The sequence below is a fragment of the Acinetobacter sp. YH18001 genome (assembly GCF_013416975.1).
Classification (GTDB): Bacteria; Pseudomonadota; Gammaproteobacteria; order Pseudomonadales; family Moraxellaceae; genus Acinetobacter; species Acinetobacter pseudolwoffii.
In genome coordinates this window covers 1-18,527 of sequence record NZ_VPEU01000046.1, presented here as the reverse complement: position 1 = coordinate 18,527, position 18,527 = coordinate 1, and the positions used below count along the sequence as shown (strand labels likewise).

Below are 18,527 nucleotides of genomic sequence, written 5' to 3'. Positions count from 1 at the left end.
CGAATCAATGCCTGCTCTTCCGTTCAAAGTCATGATGAACGTCGGTAATCCGGATCGTGCATTCGACTTCGCGCAAATTCCAAACGAAGGGATTGGTCTTGCACGTTTAGAATTCATCATCAACCGTGGAAGAATATCTCGAATGCTTTTGAGGCTGATTTCTAGCTCTTGAGGTAAACGGTTAATCAGTTCACTCACGTCACGTTCAACTGCCATATGACGTCTTGTAATCCCAAGATTTTTGACTTGACTCACCAAATCATTGAGTTCACTTGGTAAAACTAAATGTAATTTCTTGGTCCATGGCACATGAAATTTAGAATGTTCTGGCTTTGTTTTGAGTGTCGGTGTCCCTGCTAAAACACTCAATACGTATGCAGATAAAGTATGATCATACTGAATAGCAATATTATTCTGATCAGTATTTTGACTAAAACACGGCGCTGTTAATTCACTCACCGAACGTCCTGTGAGTAAACTCAATATTAAAGCTAATTTTGCACGTAAAATTAAGCTGCTATCCGCCTTAGATGGTTGACAAAGCCTCAACACTTCTTGAATCGAATTTAATGACAATCGGTATTTGGTCCAAACTAAACCAACATTTGTAGCTTCAACATGCTGAGAAATAGACTTAGATGCATAAAGCCCTCGAATTAAATCGGATTGTTCTGCCAAAAAAAATGTAAACAATGGCTCCAATGGTGTTTCATCTTCTTCAATCTCATCATCCGCAAATACTTCAGAGACCAGACCACGATGAATTTCATCAATCTCCTCCAAAGGTTGGATGACAATACTTAATGAGCCATATCGTTGCAAGATAAGTTTTTGATGCTTTAACCCTATATGGTGTACAAACTCTGGACGTTTCTTCTTATTTTTTAGTGGATTGTTTTCCCAAATTTGGGATAAAAACAGCTTTAATGGATAAAAAACTTCTTTTAATCGTTTATCTTCAGAACGACCGGACATCGAACGAATCCATTGTTCCGGTCCGTTTTGAGTGATTAAGTCTTTGACTCGTTCTAAAATATCCTCATGACTTGGATCACCCAACAGCCTAATCGCTAAAAAGGCGTTATACACACGAGATCCCTTTTCAGCTTTCAGCTTTATGCTTCCATTACCCTTTAAATATTTACTATAAAGCTCTAGAGTATGTAGTTTTCTTTGAAAGTGAAAGATTTGTTCTAAAAACCACATGATTACAGTATCAAAAGACTGATTATTTCGATTTATTCCTGGTTGAATCAATAGCAAGTCACAAATCCCACTGTCTCCAGTGTAAGGACGCAATGGCGTGAGTTTATGTATGTTTCTATCTATTGTTTCTGAGAAAAAATGTGCATATTTATTAGATTCCTGTAATCTACTAATGATCTTTAACGTATTAAGCTCATCACGAAATTCTGGTAATTCATCATCCTCAATCAATGTAAAGATTCGCTGACAAATGACAACAATACCAGCTAAGCTACAGTGTGCACGCAACAAAAATAATGCTTGGATCAGTTCTTTTTCTTCTATATTTTCATTCTGATTAATACATTCTAGGAGCTTCACCAAATGCTTATTCATGAACTACTCCGAATACGATAGACCCATGCCTTCTTCCAGTCTGTTAAAGCTAAAGCAACTTCTGCAGTTGGTGCCGCACAAACAATTTGCTGCTGATGTTTTTGATAAAGTTCCTCCAATTGAGGTAAAAATACAAAAAAGTCAGCTAAATGAAAATATGGTTGCACAGATTTTCCAAGCTCTTTTACTTTAATTTTTTCTAATGGCAAAATCTTTTGGGCGATATAGCCTGCTAAAACATTTTCGATTAAAAAATTACCACTCACCACCGGTGGTGCCCAATCAACCAATTTTTGAACAAAGAAAATCGGCAGCTGTTTTAAAAAATGCTGTGTATTTAAAAATAAAATCATTTCTTCTAGATCTAAATGCTTTAGTCGAAGTTGCTTTGCAACCACCATCTTGTCCTGTGCTTTATCCACTTTACCCCAGTGCCTTCTTTTCACACTATCCTTTAGAGTTTTTACCTTACATACATCCCTATCGACAGCAAGCAGTAACTTACGATATATCGCGAGCAGTAGTAAGGCTTGATTTTTAATTTTTTTTGAAGACTCACTGCTCATTTCCTCATTGAGTAACATCATTTTCAAAACTAAAACTGGGCATGGTTTTTCAAACCTACCTTCAGATATTGTTAATGCATCAATGAGCAATGGTGTCATCATTTTTTTCTGCACAGGTAAATTATTTTTAGCGTTACAATAATAGAATAACACAGTCCCAAAACTAACAAAATTAATTCAAATAGATTTTATATTTAATAAAAAAATATTTGATTTATATCATTTATTTACTAACTTTATTTTTACACCAATCAAGTCGCGTCATCAATATATTTCTGATCGTATTGATTATTGGGAATACTGCTGCCGTTTTACTTGAATCGATCAATGACCTCTATCAATCCTATCAGCTGCTGTTTGATGCCTTTGAATTATTCTCGATCTTTATTTTTACCCTGGAATATTTATTAAGATTTTGGGCCATTGCGGAAAAAGACCCCTTTGAAGGAGCATGGAAAAACCGATGGTTATGGATCCGCAGTGGCGGTGCCATCATTGACCTGTTGGCAATTCTCCCGGCCTATATTAATTTCTTTGTACATCTGGATTTACGCTACCTGCGAATCCTTCGATTATTCAGATTACTCAAATTAACCCGTTATTTTGTCTCCCTGCAGATTTTATTGCGGGTGATCAAGCGCGAAAAAGGCTCATTTCAGGCAGTTATTTTTATCCTGCTGATCATGATCATCATTGCGGCGGCTGGGGTATATGTGGTTGAAAACAAGGCACAACCGGAAGTCTTTAGCTCCATCCCTGCGTCCATGTGGTGGGCGGTGGTGACGCTGACCACAGTCGGCTATGGCGATGTGACACCAATCACCCCCTTAGGCCGCTTTCTGGGGGCTTTAATTACCATTTTAGGGGTAGGTCTGGCAGCACTTCCTGCGGGTATTCTGGCCAATGAGCTGAGACAACGCAAACACAAGCTGGAATTAAGATTTCGTGAACTGCTTGATGACGCAGAAATTGACTTGATTGAAGATCAAGAAAAAATTGAAACTTTACGTAAAGAAGTCGGGCTGAGCACAGAGCAAATGCAGGATATCCTGTTAGAGCTTATTCATGAGCGCAAGAAAGAACAACTCGAGCAGGAAAAAAACAAGTATTTCTTCTGCCCGCATTGTGGGCATAAGTTACCTGATTAAAAGGTAGCCAGATCATCGCGAGCATCAGACCATAGGATATGATACTTGTTGCAGGCAGATGCTATTCACTCAATTTTTTCGTTTGAAGCAGGATCAAGTCATTTCAATCTAAAAACGCAGCGATTTCATCGGCCACTGCCCTGGATGTCCGGGAAACTCCGACCAGCGTCGCCGAAGCAGCACCGGTCCATTCCCCATAACCGACCAGCCATAAATTCGGCAGCTGAACCGAGCGGCCATCCTTCACTGCGATGGTCTGGTCCTGCTGGATAATCCCGAGGCTGCTAAGATGATTCAGCGCCGCCTTAAATCCGGTACACCAGATCACTGCATCCACTTGCGCGGTGCTGCCATCTTCCCACATCACGCCATGTTCGGTAAAAGCCGAAAATGGACGCTTGCTCTGTAAAACGCCTCGCTCACGTGCCTCTTTGACTGAATCAATCATGACAATATCGCCCAGACCACCAATGGGCTGCTCGATCTTTCTACCTTGCTGCTGGGCTTTCAAACGCTCGGTCGCCCTTAAGAACAGGACACGGCCATCAACATCATCTGCCAGAAATTGCGGCGGTGTCTGGGTGATCCAAAGCGTTTCAGCTACCTGGGAAACCTCGGCCAGGATTTGCGCACCGGAGTTGCCACTACCCACGATCATGACTTTCTTGTTTTTAAATAACTCAGCATTTTTATAATCTGCTGAATGAAGTTGTATACCCTGAAAATGCTCACGACCTGCATACTCGGGAATAAATGGTTGGCTCCATGTCCCTGTAGCGCTTACCACCGCTTTGGCTTTCCAGGATTGTTCCCCGGCATAGACCTCTAAATATGTCCCTTTGTTTTCCACGCGCTCCACATGCACCGGACGAACTACAGGAAAGTGATAGCGCTGCTCATAGGCGGTCAAATAATCGATCACCTCATTGCGGGTCGGATAGGTCTGTTCGGTCGCCGGCATCATCCAGCCCGACAGCGAACTCCAGCTATTCGGGGAGAAAAGACGCAAGGACTCCCAGGCATGCTGCCAGGCACCTCCAGGCTGAGGCTGATCATCCAGGATGATAAACGGAATATTCTTGCGCTTTAAGAAATAAGCCGTGGACAAACCGGCCTGTCCAGCACCGATGATGATCACATCTGTTTCGATCTGTTTTATGTCCAAAGCCTTTTCCCCTTGCATTTTTCTGTCGTTCTTGATGCAGCATCCCGCTTTTTCAGCGGGTTTCTGCTGATTTCTCTGATTGACCGGACAGCCTGATCAAGCAAATTCAGTCTTACAAACTGCGCTGATTTACCCGTTTGGAAAGCTCTTCAGCCGATTCCTTGCGTTCTGAATAACGATCTGTCAGGTATTTGCTTTGACCACGAGTCAGCAAGGTAAATTTATACAGTTCTTCCATCACATCCACAATCCGGTCATAGAATGCTGATGGCTTCATTCGTCCATCTTCTTCAAATTCCAGGAATGCTTTTGGAATTGAAGACTGATTTGGAATCGTGATCATCCGCATCCAACGCCCCAAAACACGCATCTGGTTCAGACTGTTAAAGGACTGTGATCCCCCACTGACTTGCATCAAGGCAAGGGTTTTTCCTTGAGTGGCACGAATTGCGCCCCCTGCCAGTGGAATCCAGTCAATCTGGGATTTAAAGATGGAACTCATAGAACCATGTCGTTCCGGTGAACACCACACCATGCCTTCTGACCATGCTAAAAGTTCATGCAACTCTTTTACTTTTGGATGCTCAGTATCTGCATCTTCAGGTAAAGGAAGCCCTTTAGGATGAAAGATTTTTACTTCTGCCCCAAAATATTCAAGGATTCGACCAGCTTCAAGAACTGCAAGGCGACTGTAAGAACGTTCCCGATTAGACCCATAGAGCAGTAAAATCCGAGGAGGATGAGCTAGTTCTTTGGCTTGGACTTTTTCAAAGGTGGGTTGTTCAATAAGATTTGGATCTACGTTAGGCAGGTTCATCATATCAAGCCTCTTTAAAATATTTCTTTCTTAGCCACAGTGAAACACTCACTAAAGCAATTAACACAGGTACTTCAACCAATGGCCCAATAATCGTGGTAAAAGCAACCGGCGAAGCAATACCAAAAGTTGCAATGGCGACTGCAAGTGATAATTCAAAATTATTTCCAGCCGCAGTAAATGAGATTGCAGCAGTTTTTGGATAATCATTGCCCATCCATTTACTCATAAAGAAGCTAATAAAGAACATGGCCACAAAGTAAATGATTAAAGGAATCGCGATGCGTAAAACTTCCAGTGGAAGACTCACAACATCACCCCCTTTTAAGCTAAACATCGCCAAAATCGTAAACAGCAAAGCCATTAAACTCAGCGGGCTGATTTTTGGAATGAACCTGGTTTGATACCATTCCACGCCTTTTTGTTTCACCAAAATTAAGCGCGTTAAGAAACCCAATAAGAACGGAATTCCAAGATAAATCAGAACAGCATGGGTAATGGTCCAGAAGCTAACATTGATCACTTGAGCTTCAATACCAAAATATGGCGGAAGGAAGGTCAGGAATAACCAGGCGTAGGTACTGAAGAATAAAATCTGGAAAATACTGTTAAACGCCACCAATGCTGCAACATATTGGTTATCACCACAGGCCAGACCATTCCACACCAGTACCATGGCGATACATCGAGCTAAACCAATCAGGATCACGCCTGTCATATACTCTGGATAGCTATGCAAAAAAATCACAGCCAACGCAAACATCAGTACCGGAGCAATCAACCAGTTTTGAATTAAAGATAGCGTCAGGGTTTTTTTATCCTTAAACACTTGTGGCAAGGTCGCATAATCCACTTTTGCCAGGGGTGGATACATCATCAGAATCAGACCAATCGCGATTGGAATATTGACTGAATTAATACTGAATTGATCCAGAGCAACCGATGCTTGAGGAAAAAAGTTTCCTATTGCGATGCCTAACGCCATGGCAATAAAAATCCACAGCGTCAGGTTGCGATCTAAAAAGGACATGCGTTTTTCAGACATGTGACTTACTCAACATTCGAAATTTGATTAATCGCTGCAATCAATTGTGAGCGAGAAAGTTCATCTACGTTAAGTTTAAACAAAGTATCCAGGCGACGATTGATATGTTCAACAGTGTTCATAAAGGCTTGCATTTTTTCTTCTTTATCCACCTCTAAATGTGACGGATCAGACAGGCCCCAGTGCGCCTTGATCGCTCCGCCAAGATAAAGAGGACACGCTTCCTGTGCAGCCGCATCACAGACGGTAATCACCACGTCTGGCTGATACTGTTCACAGGCATCAATCGTCTTGCTGGATAAGCCTTTAGTCGACAAGCCCAGATTGTGCAGGGTTTCAAGCGTCAAGGGATGCACCTGACCGGAAGGTTTGCTGCCAGCACTGTAAGCGACCCAGCCTTCTGGCGCACGGCTATTGAACAACACTTCAGATAGAATGCTGCGGCAACTGTTCCCCGTGCATAAAAACAAAAATTTCATGAAAACTTACTCGCAATGGCTCTGAATCGATAGAGCGGAAGAATCAAATAAAACCGGAACGTCACTACGTTTCAGTACGTCCAGAATTTCAAAGCACCAGGCCGGTAATTGCGGATTGAGGCTGTAGTACACCCACTGGCTTTGCCGACGATCGTTGAGCAGACCGCAAGACCGCAACAAGGCCAAATGCCGTGAAATTTTTGGTTGGCTTAACTGCAGTTTATCGGTCAGATCACAGACGCATTGCTCTTTATTTTCCGCAATCAGCAGGACAATACTGAGACGTGTTTCATCAGATAAACATTTAAAAAACTGAACGTGGTCCATAGCTGCTCCCCTTCTATTATGCAAATATATACATATCCATATATATAGTAAATAGTACAAGTGAAAAATTATATCTGGATCAGGATATCACAGCCAGAAAGCGCTGGATTTAACAGTTTCCCTCTTCTTCCAATATAGAAAAACCAGCGACTTGAACCACTGGTTTTCTTCGCTACAACTTTAATTTTGAAGTTATTTATTTTTCTCGATCAGTTCCGCGATAGCCTGAGCTTCCAGAATTTTACCACTCGATACGATTTTACTGTCAATCATCAGACCCGGTGTGCTTAACAGTCCGGTTTCGGCAATCTGCATCATATCCGTGACATACTCAATTTCAGCTTGTACCCCACTGCTTTTCACTGCTTCCTCCGTCGCTGCGAGTAAAGCCTTACATTTACGACAACCTGTACCCAAGACTTTAATTTTCATCTTTTATTCTCCACACGTTTTATAAAAACCAGTCACCCAAAGTATTCAGGCTATAACCAATAATCAAGATTCCCACAAAAACGATCCCTATAAACAGGCTCAATAAACGAGTTTTCACCACCTGTTTTAACAGGATCAGGGATGGTAGGGAAAGTGCTGTTACCGCCATCATAAAGGCCAATACCGTCCCTAGCCCCACACCTTTCGCCACCAAAGCTTCTGCAATCGGCAAAGTGCCAAAAATATCCGCATACATCGGCATGCCTACGATTGTAGCAATCAGTACGGAATACCAATGTTCCTGACCAAGCAAGGCGGTAATCCACTGTTCAGGAATCCAGTTATGAATTGCCGCGCCAATCCCTACGCCAATCAAAACATACATCCAGACCTTGCTAAAAATTTCCACCACCTGTTCCCAGGCAAATGCACGCCGCTCTTTCGCGGTCATACTGAAATCTTCATCTTCTCCCTGAATCGCCTGATGATGGGTCACAAACTCAGCCACATACCTTTCCATTTTCAAATAGCTAATCAATGAGCCACCCAATACCGCCAGCACTAACCCCAGCAGCACATAGACCATGGCAATTTTCCAGTTAAAAATACTGGCCAATAAAATAATCGAAGCCAGATCGACTAAGGGAGATGAAATCAGAAAGGAAAAGGTCACTCCCACAGGCAGTCCGGCACGGGTAAAACCGATAAACAGCGGAATGGAAGAACAGGAACAAAATGGGGTAATGGTGCCGAGTAAAGCTCCCATGATATTGGCTTTGATCCCGGTCATCCGACCTAAAATCTGCTTGGTGCGTTCAGGCGGAAAATAACTCTGGATATACGACAGGCTATAGATCAGGACTGAGAGCAGAATAAAGATCTTAAAAACATCATAAATAAAGAAGTGAATACTGCCACCGAGCCGGGTCACCACCGATAAACCGAAGACATTTTCGACCAGCCAGCGCACGCCTTCCGAGAGCCAGGTCATTTTAAGCAGCACATCATTCAGCCAGGCAAAAATCGCGATTATGCTTTCCATTTAAAGCTCCTGGTTTTAGGGGGATGAGATCAGGTCGATGCACTCATCGGCAGATTTTTGAACCATTGACCTGCGCAACAGTTTCCAGTCGGTAGCCTGTGTAAGATTTGAAAAATGGTACTCTCTGTCAAAACCTGATACGGGGAAACTGCCTGCTGATGATCCAATTCCTTTATCCTTCAAGAACCTATTTCATTCAGTATGTAAATGATATGGATCATCGTCCATGTGTTTTTCAGATAAAAAAGCTCCAATCAAGTTGAAGCTTTTTCGTAGGGGGGACACTTTATTTTACCCGATTGCCCTGTTGATCCACGATGATTTCACCGTCTTCTTTGGCAAAGGCTTTTAATTGTGGCGAAGGCAGAATATCCAGTACCACTTCCGATGGGCGGCATAATCGGGTTCCAAGCTCGGTAACCACCAACGGGCGGTTGATCAGGATCGGATGTTGCAGCATGGCATCAAGCAGTTTCTCATCGCTCCAGCCGGCATCATCTAGATTCAGCTCGGTATAGGGATCGACATTTTTACGGAGCGCATCTCTTACCGATAAACCTGCATCAGAAATCAGTTGAATCAGCTCATCACGAGAAGGAGGCGTAACTAGATATTCGATCACTTCAGGCTCAATTCCCGCATTGCGAATTAAAGCCAGCGTATTGCGTGAGGTACCACAGGCTGGATTATGATAAATTTGGACTTTTGGCATTTGATCCATGAGCTTTACTCTTATCAATGAATCATAGCTTTATATATGAATATACGCATATTCGCAATATAAAATATATGTGTTTTTCAGATGTAACCTGATATGAGAAGTCCAAAATCATTTGAAGCAGTTTCAAAATGAATAGTCTCTTCTAGCTCTAGATTATTGGATCACTTCACGGGCTGCTGTTAAAACCCCACATAAAACTTTTCAATCAGCTTTCGGGTCTTGACCAGCAGATTACTCAACACATTTTCCCGTTCAAACAGCTTCACTTTAAAGTTCAGCAAGTCTTTCAATTCTTCCTTACGTGGTAAACGTTTGGTGAACTCGTAATGTTCCAGAACTTGCTTCATTGCTTCTGGTTTCAGGTTTTCTTCTGTACAGAGGTACTGATAGGCCTGTTCTTTTTCAGCATCCCAGAACTGAGCAAAGGCCGTTTGTACGCTCTGGCCATTGATCATCTTGGGCAGGTTTTCTTCAATAAACTTCTGGATCAGCGCCTGCTTGTCATACAGGGTGATTTCATTGCCAATCAGGTCATAGACCTGAGCTTCATACTTCTTACGTTTGTCTTCATCATCACTATTCACAGCCAGTTGTAGCAGGTTGATGATATAACCAACATTGATCCGGTCACTGTGCAGTAAGTCCAGCTGAAAATCGACATCGTCCAGTACCGATACTTTTTCTTTTTTAGTGGTCTTGCGTACATCACGACATAGATCGGCATACTTGGACGCAAAGTTGGCAAAATGCTGTTTATCCAGTGCAGTCTGGTCCTGATCATATTCAATAAAGGTTTGCAGCTGGGCGTTGTAACGCATCACTTCTCGAAAGGCTTTAATGAACGCCAGCTGCTGATCTTCAGTGATGAGTTCGTCGACACTTTGATAATCAGGGGTAATATTTAGTAGCTTCTGTACTGCCACTTCATAGTCCTGCTGAATTTCTTCATAACTTGGCACCAGTACCACTTTTTGCGCTTCTTTATTGGAAAATAATGCCAGTGCTTCATCAGTGGCGCGTTTCAGGTTACGGAAACAGATGATGTTGCCGAAAGGTTTTTTGTCGTTAAAGACGCGGTTGGTTCGCGAGAAGGCCTGAATCAGGCCATGGTATTTCAGGTTCTTGTCGACATACAGGGTATTTAAGGGCTTGGAATCAAAACCGGTCAGAAACATATTCACCACAAGCAGGATATCAATCTGTTTCTTTTTGACCCGATCGGCAATGTCGCGGTAATAGGCATAGAACTGGTCGCCAGAATTGTAGTTGGTCTTAAACTGCTGGTTATACTGGGCAATATAACGGTCCAGCTTGTCGCGACTGGACGGATTGATCTGGCTGGGAATATCGGCTGCTTCTTCATGGATCAGCCCGTTTTGCTCATCTACTGGGACTGCTTCATTGGCGGCATAGGAGAAAATCGTCGCAATCGTCAGCGGTTTGAACAGTCGGCCCTGCTCTTCATCCTGTTGCTGTTTCTCGGCCTGAACCTTTTCAAACAGTTCATAGTACTGGGTCAACATATCGACCGAACTGACACAGAACATCGCGGTAAATTCACGATTACGGGTTTTGGTATCATGCGTCTCGACAATATAGCGGGCAATCATTTCCAGGCGCTGTGGATTGTCGTAGAGTTCCCGGGTATCAATGCCTTCGACCTCATCATCATAGTCGAGGTTGTGCTGCATACCCTTAGCCGTATATTTACCCCGGTAATCAATCTGGAATTGCAGTACGTTACGATCACGGATGGCATCCACGATCACATATTGGTGCAGGCATTCATTGAACAGGTAATCTGTAGTGAGTTTCAGGCCGGCTTTAGACTGGCTATTTTCCTCAAAAATTGGCGTTCCGGTAAAGCCAAACATCTGGGCATTGCCAAAGAACTTCTTGATATTCTGATGGGTCTCACCAAACTGGCTGCGATGACATTCATCAAAGATAAACACCACTTTCTGGTCTTTGAGATAATCAATGTATTCCAGATAGCGATCCGTGCTGATGGCCCGGTTTAGCTTCTGGATGGTGGTGACAATCAGTTTGTCATGGCGTTGATCCAGCTGCTTGACCAAAGTATGCGTGCTATCGGTGCTGTCGACACTTTCGGCTTTAAAGGCATTAAATTCGCGTGAGGTTTGCGTGTCCAGGTCGTTCCTGTCCACCACAAACAGGACTTTTTCCACGTCCGGCATTTGCATGATGATCTGGCTGGCTTTAAACGAGGTCAGGGTTTTGCCTGAACCGGTGGTATGCCAGATATAGCCGTTCTGATCGGAGTTTTGCACATGCTCCACAATTTTCTGTACTGCATAAATCTGATAGGGACGTAGCACCATCAGGCTTTTCGTGGTTTCTAGCAGCACCATGTATTGGGTCAGCATTTGGGTCAGATGCTGCTGATTGAGAAAAGCTTCGGCAAAGTCGACAATTTCATTGATGTGTTTGTTATTGACATCGGCCCATGGAAAGGCAAACTCGATGCCTGTGGTGCCGTTAGAATAATAACGGGTATTGGCACCATTACTGATCACAAACAGCTGGATAAAACCAAACAGACCTTGTCCAGCCCAATACGCTTCACGGATATAACGTTGGGTTTGGTTAAAGGCTTCGGCAATTTCCATGCCACGCTTTTTCAGCTCGATCTGAACCAGTGGCAGACCATTGACCAACAGAGTCACATCAAAACGGCTGGTTCTGCCATTATAGTCGCGGTGATCAATGGTGATTTGATTGGTCACCTGATAGATGTTTTTGCTGGGGTCATCTGACAGGAAAAAGATGTGCTTACTTGAACCGTCATCAAATTTGACCGGGAACAGATCACGCAAATTCTTGGCCCGTTCAAATACCGTTCCGGTATTCAAAAAGCTGATGACCTGTTTCCATTCAGTTTCAGACAGTGGTGCAAGTCCATTAGCGCGTTCAATTTGAGTTTTCAGGTTAGACAGTAGCTGGCGTTCGTCCTTGAGCGTGACTGAGGCATAACTTAATTGCTGCAGCTGGCCAATCAGTTCGTTTTCAAGTTGGTATTCGCTTTGTACTGTCATTTCCTTCCCCTCTAAAATCTTAAATTATTCACTTCAATGTCTGTTTAATTAAACTCAAGATATATTCTAAATTTTCTGTATCTGACACGATCACCTCACAATCGCCATTGCCCCAATGTCCAATATTGGTCACATCTTTCGCGAGCTGTTTCGGGTCATCCAGTTGATTAAAAGGCATATTCAACCATATACGAATTTGCTTTGTCCCAATACTCATATAGACATAGTTGCGCTTACCCTTACGGAAGGCGATATACATTTTCTTAGGATGGATATCTAAATCGGTAGTTAAGCCCAGAATTGAGTCCCTGAATTGCTCATATAGCTCTTTGATGTCATCGGACTTATCCGCCAAGTGATAGGCTTCATCATATTGCTGAATTTCTTTGGCAATCTTTTGAATGTCTTCAGACTCAACCTTTTGCACTTGCTTTATTGAAGGCGCTGATTTGGCTTTCTGCAATGGATTGACAGAAACAATTCCACCCTGATAACGTTTGATTTCCCACAGCTCAATACCTAAATCTTTAAAGTTGGTGGACTGCTTTTGATAGTCGGTAAAGCTCGGTGAAACAAAGATGATTCGGCTTTGTGACCAGTCGACATCGTGACGTTTAAGCTGTTTGCTCTGGCTCTCGTTGTACTCCACGATAAAATCTGCCTTATAGTCGAGCATCAGATTCAGATAAGAAACGCCTTGATCAATCACGCTATAATTGCGTTCACGCTTGTATTCGATAATTACGAAGGCCTGACTTTCGGGATCGAAAGCCAGTGTATCAATACGGTTGTTTTTAATGGTGAATTCAGACTTGATGAATTCCAAACCTGTAAAACTGTAAAGATTGCTTTCAAACAGGCTTTGAATCTCTCTTTCCAGACGAAAAGGATCTTCTATAAGTTCTACTAATGACTGTGCTTGGGTTTGATAAAGCTGCATTAAAAATCTCGAATTATTTATTCTTCAAATGTTTGTCTAAGCGGATTACTCAAAGAAACGCTATATAAAAGTTTTAATCTCTGAATTGTCATTGGAATACCATTTTCGGTTTTATGGAGCATGGCGTGACAGTTAGGACAGACTGGTCTTAGATCCTCTTTAGGATCTACTTCATACTCTTCGCCAATCGTGTGCAAAGGCTTAAGATGATGTACATGGATGAAATCTTTAGCAAATGAGCCATACATATGTTCAAAGCTCAAGCCACAAACGCAACAACGTGTTCCATAAATTTCTATACATTTAGCCCTTGCTTCAGGGTTACGCTCATATTTATTCACTAAAACCGTTTGCTTAGCTCCTTCTGGAAAGGTTTCATTTTCTAAACCTGCTTCATCGGGATAGTCGGTATTCACACTATCAGTTTTAAACTCATTAAAAATATGAGTTAAAAAAATGCGGATTGGATCATTTGAAGCTTTATCTCGATCTGTGCGACGGCCTTGAATAGGTGCACCAGAGATTAAGTTATTCTGGACAAAATAATCAAAGGATAAAGAGGCTTTATCGACTTTTTTTAATTTTTCAAAAACAGCATAGCTCTTGATGCTATCCAGTTGGGTTCTATCTTTCCAGAATGCTTTTTGAGCGAAAGGATATTCTGATTTATCTGCTTGCCCAATCACTTTGAATTGATACATGACTTTAGATATAGGCTGAGTAACATAGACATGAACAATGTCATTGAGCTGAAGTCCTTTACCCTCTGTCGTTGCTGAGTTTTTCCAATAAATTGTGGGTAAAGCATCAAAGGCTTTTTCTAAATCAAATTCATCGTAATTAACAGTAACTAACCAATTCGCCATAACAATTTCCCCCTACACAAACATCTGCTGTAACAAGCCTTTTTTCCAAGTTTTGGCCTGTTCAATTTGCTCTGCCACCACTTCAATTTTTTGATCAATAGCAGATAAGAAATTGGCGATTTTAGTTTGTTCTTCTAAGCAAGGAAGTGAAATTTCCATCGGTTGAATTTTACTTTTACTAATTTCCAGAAAAGTAGAACCGCTCGCTCGTTCAATAAATGATTTTTTATTATTTACAATCCAATAATATAAAAACTCATTGAAAGTTTTCTCATTAGAGATAAAGGATTGAAATCCTTGGTTTGTAGTTACTTCTGCAATCGCAATTGCTACTTCGCCAATAGTTGCTCTAGAAGTAAAAAGAATAGTGCCTATAGGAAGCTTTTTTGCTGATGACTTCTGAACGCCAAGTTCTGAAATTGTTCGCTTGCTTTCACCTATAAATTTTTGGTTGATTTCAGATGGTGTTAGCCATACAACATCCCCACTCCAATATTCCTCATTGTTAGTTGATGGTGTTCCCCCTCCAACTATATCTGCAATATCTCCAAGTACTGTATTTTCCCACTCCCCAAACTCACTCCCATCATCTGCTTTAAAACGAAACTGCTGACTAAACAGCTTTTGCATCATGCCTTGTTTATATTGGCTCAGCAGTTCATGTTTTTGCGTGAGTTGGCTGATCTTTTCATCCACAGCAGAAAGAAAAGAGGCGATTTTGGTTTGTTCAGGTTTTGATGGAGGAAAATGAAAATCAATTGAGCGAATAGCTTGAAAATTGAGTCCTTCTCTACCACCACCAGCTTGCTTAGCCTGAATTGCATTTTGTCCATTTTCAGAACTTAAAAATGATTGAACAAAAACAGGATCATCATTTGGTGTACGAATAATACAGACGTGCTGATTTACATTGGCTTCAATGAAATCGTGCGGAACAACACAACTGCGACCAATAGAAGCACCCGTGATATTGAGCAAAATATCATTAGCAATAACTTTACTGCCCAACATTTTGTTATGAGTTTCATCAGGAATATAAGCTACATCATTAAGTAAAAGCCTATCATTGTTTACATTTTGACTTCTAATGAAAATAATACCTTCACTCGTATAGGCTTCTGCTCCCCCTCTTGGAGTGCTACCGCTACCAACTTTAGATGCTATATCTCCAATTTTATTTAAAGTCCAGTTCCCATCAAACTCTTTAAATCTTAACTTTGGCGTAGCCATTACTTCACCTCCGCAAACGGAGAAGCAACACCAAGCTCTTTGCAAAAATCTGCAATGATGGCATCAGTCTTTTGGCTGTCGTGTTCCAAAGCTTGAAGCTGTTTTGCAATCGCATCTAAATCAATCTCGGCTTCCGCTTCAAAAGTATCCACATAACGCGGAATATTCAGGTTGTAATCGTTATCTTTGACTTCTTGCAAGGTCGCGACATGCGCATATTTTTCAATATTTTCGCGCTTTTCAAATGCCGCAACAATCTTATCCAAATGCTCAGGCAATAACTTGTTTTGGTTCTTCTGCTTTTCAAAATCATTGCTGGCATCAATAAACAGAATATTGCCGCTATGCTCACGGTTTTTCTTCAACACCAAAATACAGGTCGGAATTGAAGTGCCATAGAAAATATTGGCGGGTAAACCAATAATGGCATCCACCACGTTCATCTGTTCAATCAAATACTGACGAATCACGCCCTCACTCGAACCACGGAACAATACGCCATGCGGTAACACCACCGCCATGGTGCCATTGTCATCCAGTTGATACAGCATGTGCTGTACAAAAGCCATATCGGCTTTAGAACTTGGCGCCAATTTGCCATACGCGGCAAAGCGTTCATCTTGTAAAAATAACGGATCGGCAGACCATTTTGCAGAAAATGGTGGATTCGCCACCACCGCATCAAACTTTTTATCTAAATGCTGCGGACGGGTTAAGGTATTTTCCTGTTTGATGTCGAACTTGGCAAAATGCACATCATGCAGAATCATGTTCATCCGCGCCAAGTTGTAAGTGGTACGGTTCATCTCCTGACCGTAAATCATATCCACATCTTTGACTTCACGTTTTACACGTAGTAACAACGAACCCGAACCGCAAGTCGGGTCATAGACTGAACGTAAACGTTCTTTGCCTTGGGTGACAATCTTCGCCAGTAAGGTCGATACGGTTTGCGGGGTATAGAATTCCCCCGCTTTTTTGCCCGCACCTGATGCAAACTCACCAATCAGGTATTCGTAAGCATCACCCAGTACATCGGCTTCGGTATTACTAATATCAAAATCAATGTCATCTAAATGACTCAGGACTTTCGCCACCAGTGCATTACGGTCACTGGCATTATTGCCGAGCTTGGTCGAGTTTAAATCCAAATCTTCAAACAGATTGGCAAAGTCATCGGCAGAGTCAGTACCTAACGTGCTTTGTTCAATTGATTTTAAGGTCGCAGTTAAATCATCCAGAATGAATTCGCCCTGACGACCACGCTGTGCCAAGCTATGAAACAGCTGTTTTGGCGTGAGCGCATAACCCACTTCGGCAATGGCATTCTTTTTGATTTCTTCGATATAAGGCACATGCTCAGGATTGTTTTCATCCAGCTCAAGAAAGCTGACTTCTTCGCCATCCAGCAATTCATTAGCAAAATTAACCGACTTTTCCGATAAATATTTAAAGAAAATAAAGCCGAGGATGTAATCACGGAATTCATCTGCACCCATCGTGCCACGTAACGTATTGGCAATATTCCAGAGTTGTTTTTGTAGCTGTTGCAGTTGCACCTGGGTCATTGTTATAGAATTCCAAATAAGTAAATCATTAATAAAATGATTTTACCTAAAATTCTAAAACATGCAGCAGTAAAAAGGTGGAAAAGGACATGAATTGTCGTGCTTAATTCACTTTATTTATCCATTAAAGCTCCCCAGACAGACCAATATGCCAAATTTTACCAGTGCATGCTCGGGCACAGACTGAAGCTGATCTCGATTAAAGCTCATGTAACTCCGCAAGGTCACTGTGCTGAACATGCTTGAGCAGAAAAAGATTTAAAAAAATCAAGCCTGTTTGTGCCGACATTTTACTTGGCTAATTTTTGCGTCATACGAACACAGTTCCGTCCATTATTTTTCGCTTCATACAGCTTATTGTCTGCCATTTTAAAAACCTGTTTGACGCTTACTGAATCTCTCGGACAGAATGCGATACCCACGGAAATGGTAGTTTCTTCCATTCCCTCAATTTGACTCGCTTGCATACTCGTTCTGAGACGTTCTGCTGCATTGAAAGCAACCCGAATATCGGAGGTCATCATCAGTACGATAAACTCTTCCCCACCAGTGCGACAGCAGAGATCATGACTTCTGAAATTTTTCTGCATTAAAAAAGCCAATCGCTTTAAAACCTCATCTCCGCGGTCATGTCCATAGCTATCGTTGATCTTTTTAAAGAAATCAATATCGATAGCGAGTACCGCAAAATGAGTACCCGTACTGATTAATTCATCCAGAAGATATTGCATGCCACGACGGTTATAAAGGCCAGTCAAGGGGTCAATATTGATATGTTGGCGTAATTCTGAGATCTTGTTATTAAATGTTTTGGAGCTCAAAAGTAGCGAGGCCCTAAACTTGAATACCTCAAAATACCAGGGATCAACCTGACTGATTTTATCCTGAATATCATTTCGATTTAACATACTGGCCATTTTCGCCAAACGATTCAGCGGCGAAGAAATAAATAGCGACATCCGCCAGACGATAAAGAAAATAAACAGATAAAAGATAAATATGCCAATAGAAACTTTTAAAATTAATTCATTGGCCTGTTTAAGAAGTTCATCCGTAGGTTGCTGTGAAACCACAATCCAGTTCACACTGGGAACATGTGCAAAACCGGCCAGGTTATCAATCCCCAAGCTATTCGTTAGACGGACGGATCCTTTCTTGTTTTCATTGATATAGTCAAGACCAGTATTATTTACAATTTTTTCGCCAATCCGACTCGAATCTGGATGGAAGATAATACGGTTCTGCTGATCAATCACATACATATAACTTTTTTTGAAATCAAATTGATTGAACAGCATTTCACTGATTAAATTATTCTTCTGCAGATAAATCGTACCGCTGATAAAGCCCTTATAATTTTGATTCACATCGTAAATAGGCTGTGATATCAACACAACCAGATTTTTTTTGCTTGACCAATAGGGTGCCGAAATATACGCCTTTTTGCTTTTAAGTGATCCAACAATACCCGCTGTATTATAGGGCGTGTGGAATTTTAGGTCTAATGATACTGGTGCATAAGCAAGTATCTGATTTTGCTGGCC

At 41.8% G+C, this 18,527-nt stretch carries 16 protein-coding genes and 2 pseudogenes; 2 read left to right on the top strand and 16 right to left on the bottom strand.

The window, feature by feature from the left end:
- A pseudogene (locus tag FTV48_RS12235) lies at window positions 1–127 on the top strand (hypothetical protein); the annotation flags it as partial.
- On the opposite strand, the pseudogene FTV48_RS12230 reads toward FTV48_RS12235, so the two are convergent.
- A pseudogene (locus FTV48_RS12230) lies at window positions 118–1,581 on the bottom strand (site-specific integrase); the annotation flags it as partial. The pseudogenes FTV48_RS12235 and FTV48_RS12230 sit on opposite strands and share 10 nt — an antisense overlap.
- Complete coding sequence (locus FTV48_RS12225) at window positions 1,578–2,249, bottom strand: hypothetical protein (RefSeq protein ID WP_180000505.1); 672 nt, start codon at window positions 2,247–2,249, stop codon at window positions 1,578–1,580. The pseudogene FTV48_RS12230 and the gene FTV48_RS12225, both read right to left, overlap by 4 nt.
- Before the next feature lie 95 nt (window positions 2,250–2,344).
- On the opposite strand from FTV48_RS12225, the gene FTV48_RS12220 reads away from it, so the two are divergent.
- Window positions 2,345–3,295 carry an ion transporter gene (locus FTV48_RS12220; protein ID WP_373683533.1) on the top strand — a complete coding sequence of 317 codons (951 nt, stop codon included), beginning with the start codon at window positions 2,345–2,347 and terminating at the stop codon, window positions 3,293–3,295.
- 103 nt (window positions 3,296–3,398) lie between these two features.
- Here the strand turns inward: FTV48_RS12220 and FTV48_RS12215 are convergent, their stop codons facing one another.
- From FTV48_RS12215 to FTV48_RS12150, 14 genes are all read right to left on the bottom strand, one after another.
- Window positions 3,399–4,478 carry an ArsO family NAD(P)H-dependent flavin-containing monooxygenase gene (locus FTV48_RS12215; RefSeq protein WP_005093691.1) on the bottom strand — a complete coding sequence of 360 codons (1,080 nt, stop codon included), beginning with the start codon at window positions 4,476–4,478 and terminating at the stop codon, window positions 3,399–3,401.
- 94 nt (window positions 4,479–4,572) lie between these two features.
- Window positions 4,573–5,277 (bottom strand): arsenical resistance protein ArsH, encoded by a 705-nt coding sequence (gene arsH / locus FTV48_RS12210; protein ID WP_035337425.1) that lies wholly within the window; start codon window positions 5,275–5,277, stop codon window positions 4,573–4,575.
- Between the two features lie 4 nt (window positions 5,278–5,281).
- Window positions 5,282–6,322: an ACR3 family arsenite efflux transporter gene (arsB, locus tag FTV48_RS12205; RefSeq protein ID WP_005093695.1), complete on the bottom strand. Its 1,041-nt coding sequence runs from the start codon at window positions 6,320–6,322 to the stop codon at window positions 5,282–5,284.
- A gap of 5 nt (window positions 6,323–6,327) precedes the next feature.
- Window positions 6,328–6,801 (bottom strand): arsenate reductase ArsC, encoded by a 474-nt coding sequence (locus tag FTV48_RS12200; RefSeq protein ID WP_074382687.1) that lies wholly within the window; start codon window positions 6,799–6,801, stop codon window positions 6,328–6,330.
- A 6-nt stretch (window positions 6,802–6,807) separates the two neighbouring features.
- Window positions 6,808–7,128, bottom strand: coding sequence for a metalloregulator ArsR/SmtB family transcription factor (locus FTV48_RS12195; RefSeq protein WP_005093699.1), 321 nt, complete (start codon window positions 7,126–7,128; stop codon window positions 6,808–6,810).
- Between the two features lie 192 nt (window positions 7,129–7,320).
- Window positions 7,321–7,560, bottom strand: coding sequence for a thioredoxin family protein (locus FTV48_RS12190; protein ID WP_180000503.1), 240 nt, complete (start codon window positions 7,558–7,560; stop codon window positions 7,321–7,323).
- Between the two features lie 19 nt (window positions 7,561–7,579).
- Window positions 7,580–8,602 (bottom strand): permease, encoded by a 1,023-nt coding sequence (locus tag FTV48_RS12185; protein WP_180000501.1) that lies wholly within the window; start codon window positions 8,600–8,602, stop codon window positions 7,580–7,582.
- Window positions 8,603–8,888: 286 nt separating this feature from the next.
- Window positions 8,889–9,323, bottom strand: coding sequence for an arsenate reductase (glutaredoxin) (gene arsC / locus FTV48_RS12180; protein ID WP_005093706.1), 435 nt, complete (start codon window positions 9,321–9,323; stop codon window positions 8,889–8,891).
- Between the two features lie 179 nt (window positions 9,324–9,502).
- Entirely contained in the window at window positions 9,503–12,379 is a 2,877-nt protein-coding gene (locus tag FTV48_RS12175; protein WP_180000499.1) for a type I restriction endonuclease subunit R, read from the bottom strand.
- Between the two features lie 28 nt (window positions 12,380–12,407).
- A complete protein-coding gene (locus tag FTV48_RS12170) occupies window positions 12,408–13,319 on the bottom strand; it encodes a DUF5655 domain-containing protein (protein ID WP_180000497.1) in 912 nt (303 codons plus the stop codon).
- Window positions 13,320–13,336: 17 nt separating this feature from the next.
- Complete coding sequence (locus FTV48_RS12165; RefSeq protein ID WP_180000495.1) at window positions 13,337–14,185, bottom strand: HNH endonuclease; 849 nt, start codon at window positions 14,183–14,185, stop codon at window positions 13,337–13,339.
- Window positions 14,186–14,197: 12 nt separating this feature from the next.
- Complete coding sequence (locus tag FTV48_RS12160; RefSeq protein WP_180000493.1) at window positions 14,198–15,415, bottom strand: restriction endonuclease subunit S; 1,218 nt, start codon at window positions 15,413–15,415, stop codon at window positions 14,198–14,200.
- Entirely contained in the window at window positions 15,415–16,983 is a 1,569-nt protein-coding gene (locus FTV48_RS12155) for a type I restriction-modification system subunit M (RefSeq protein WP_180000491.1), read from the bottom strand. Before FTV48_RS12155 ends, FTV48_RS12160 begins: the two co-directional genes overlap by 1 nt.
- A gap of 290 nt (window positions 16,984–17,273) precedes the next feature.
- Window positions 17,274–18,527, bottom strand: a 1,254-nt coding sequence (locus tag FTV48_RS12150; RefSeq protein ID WP_180000489.1) for a diguanylate cyclase, incomplete at its 5' end; no start/stop codon positions are given.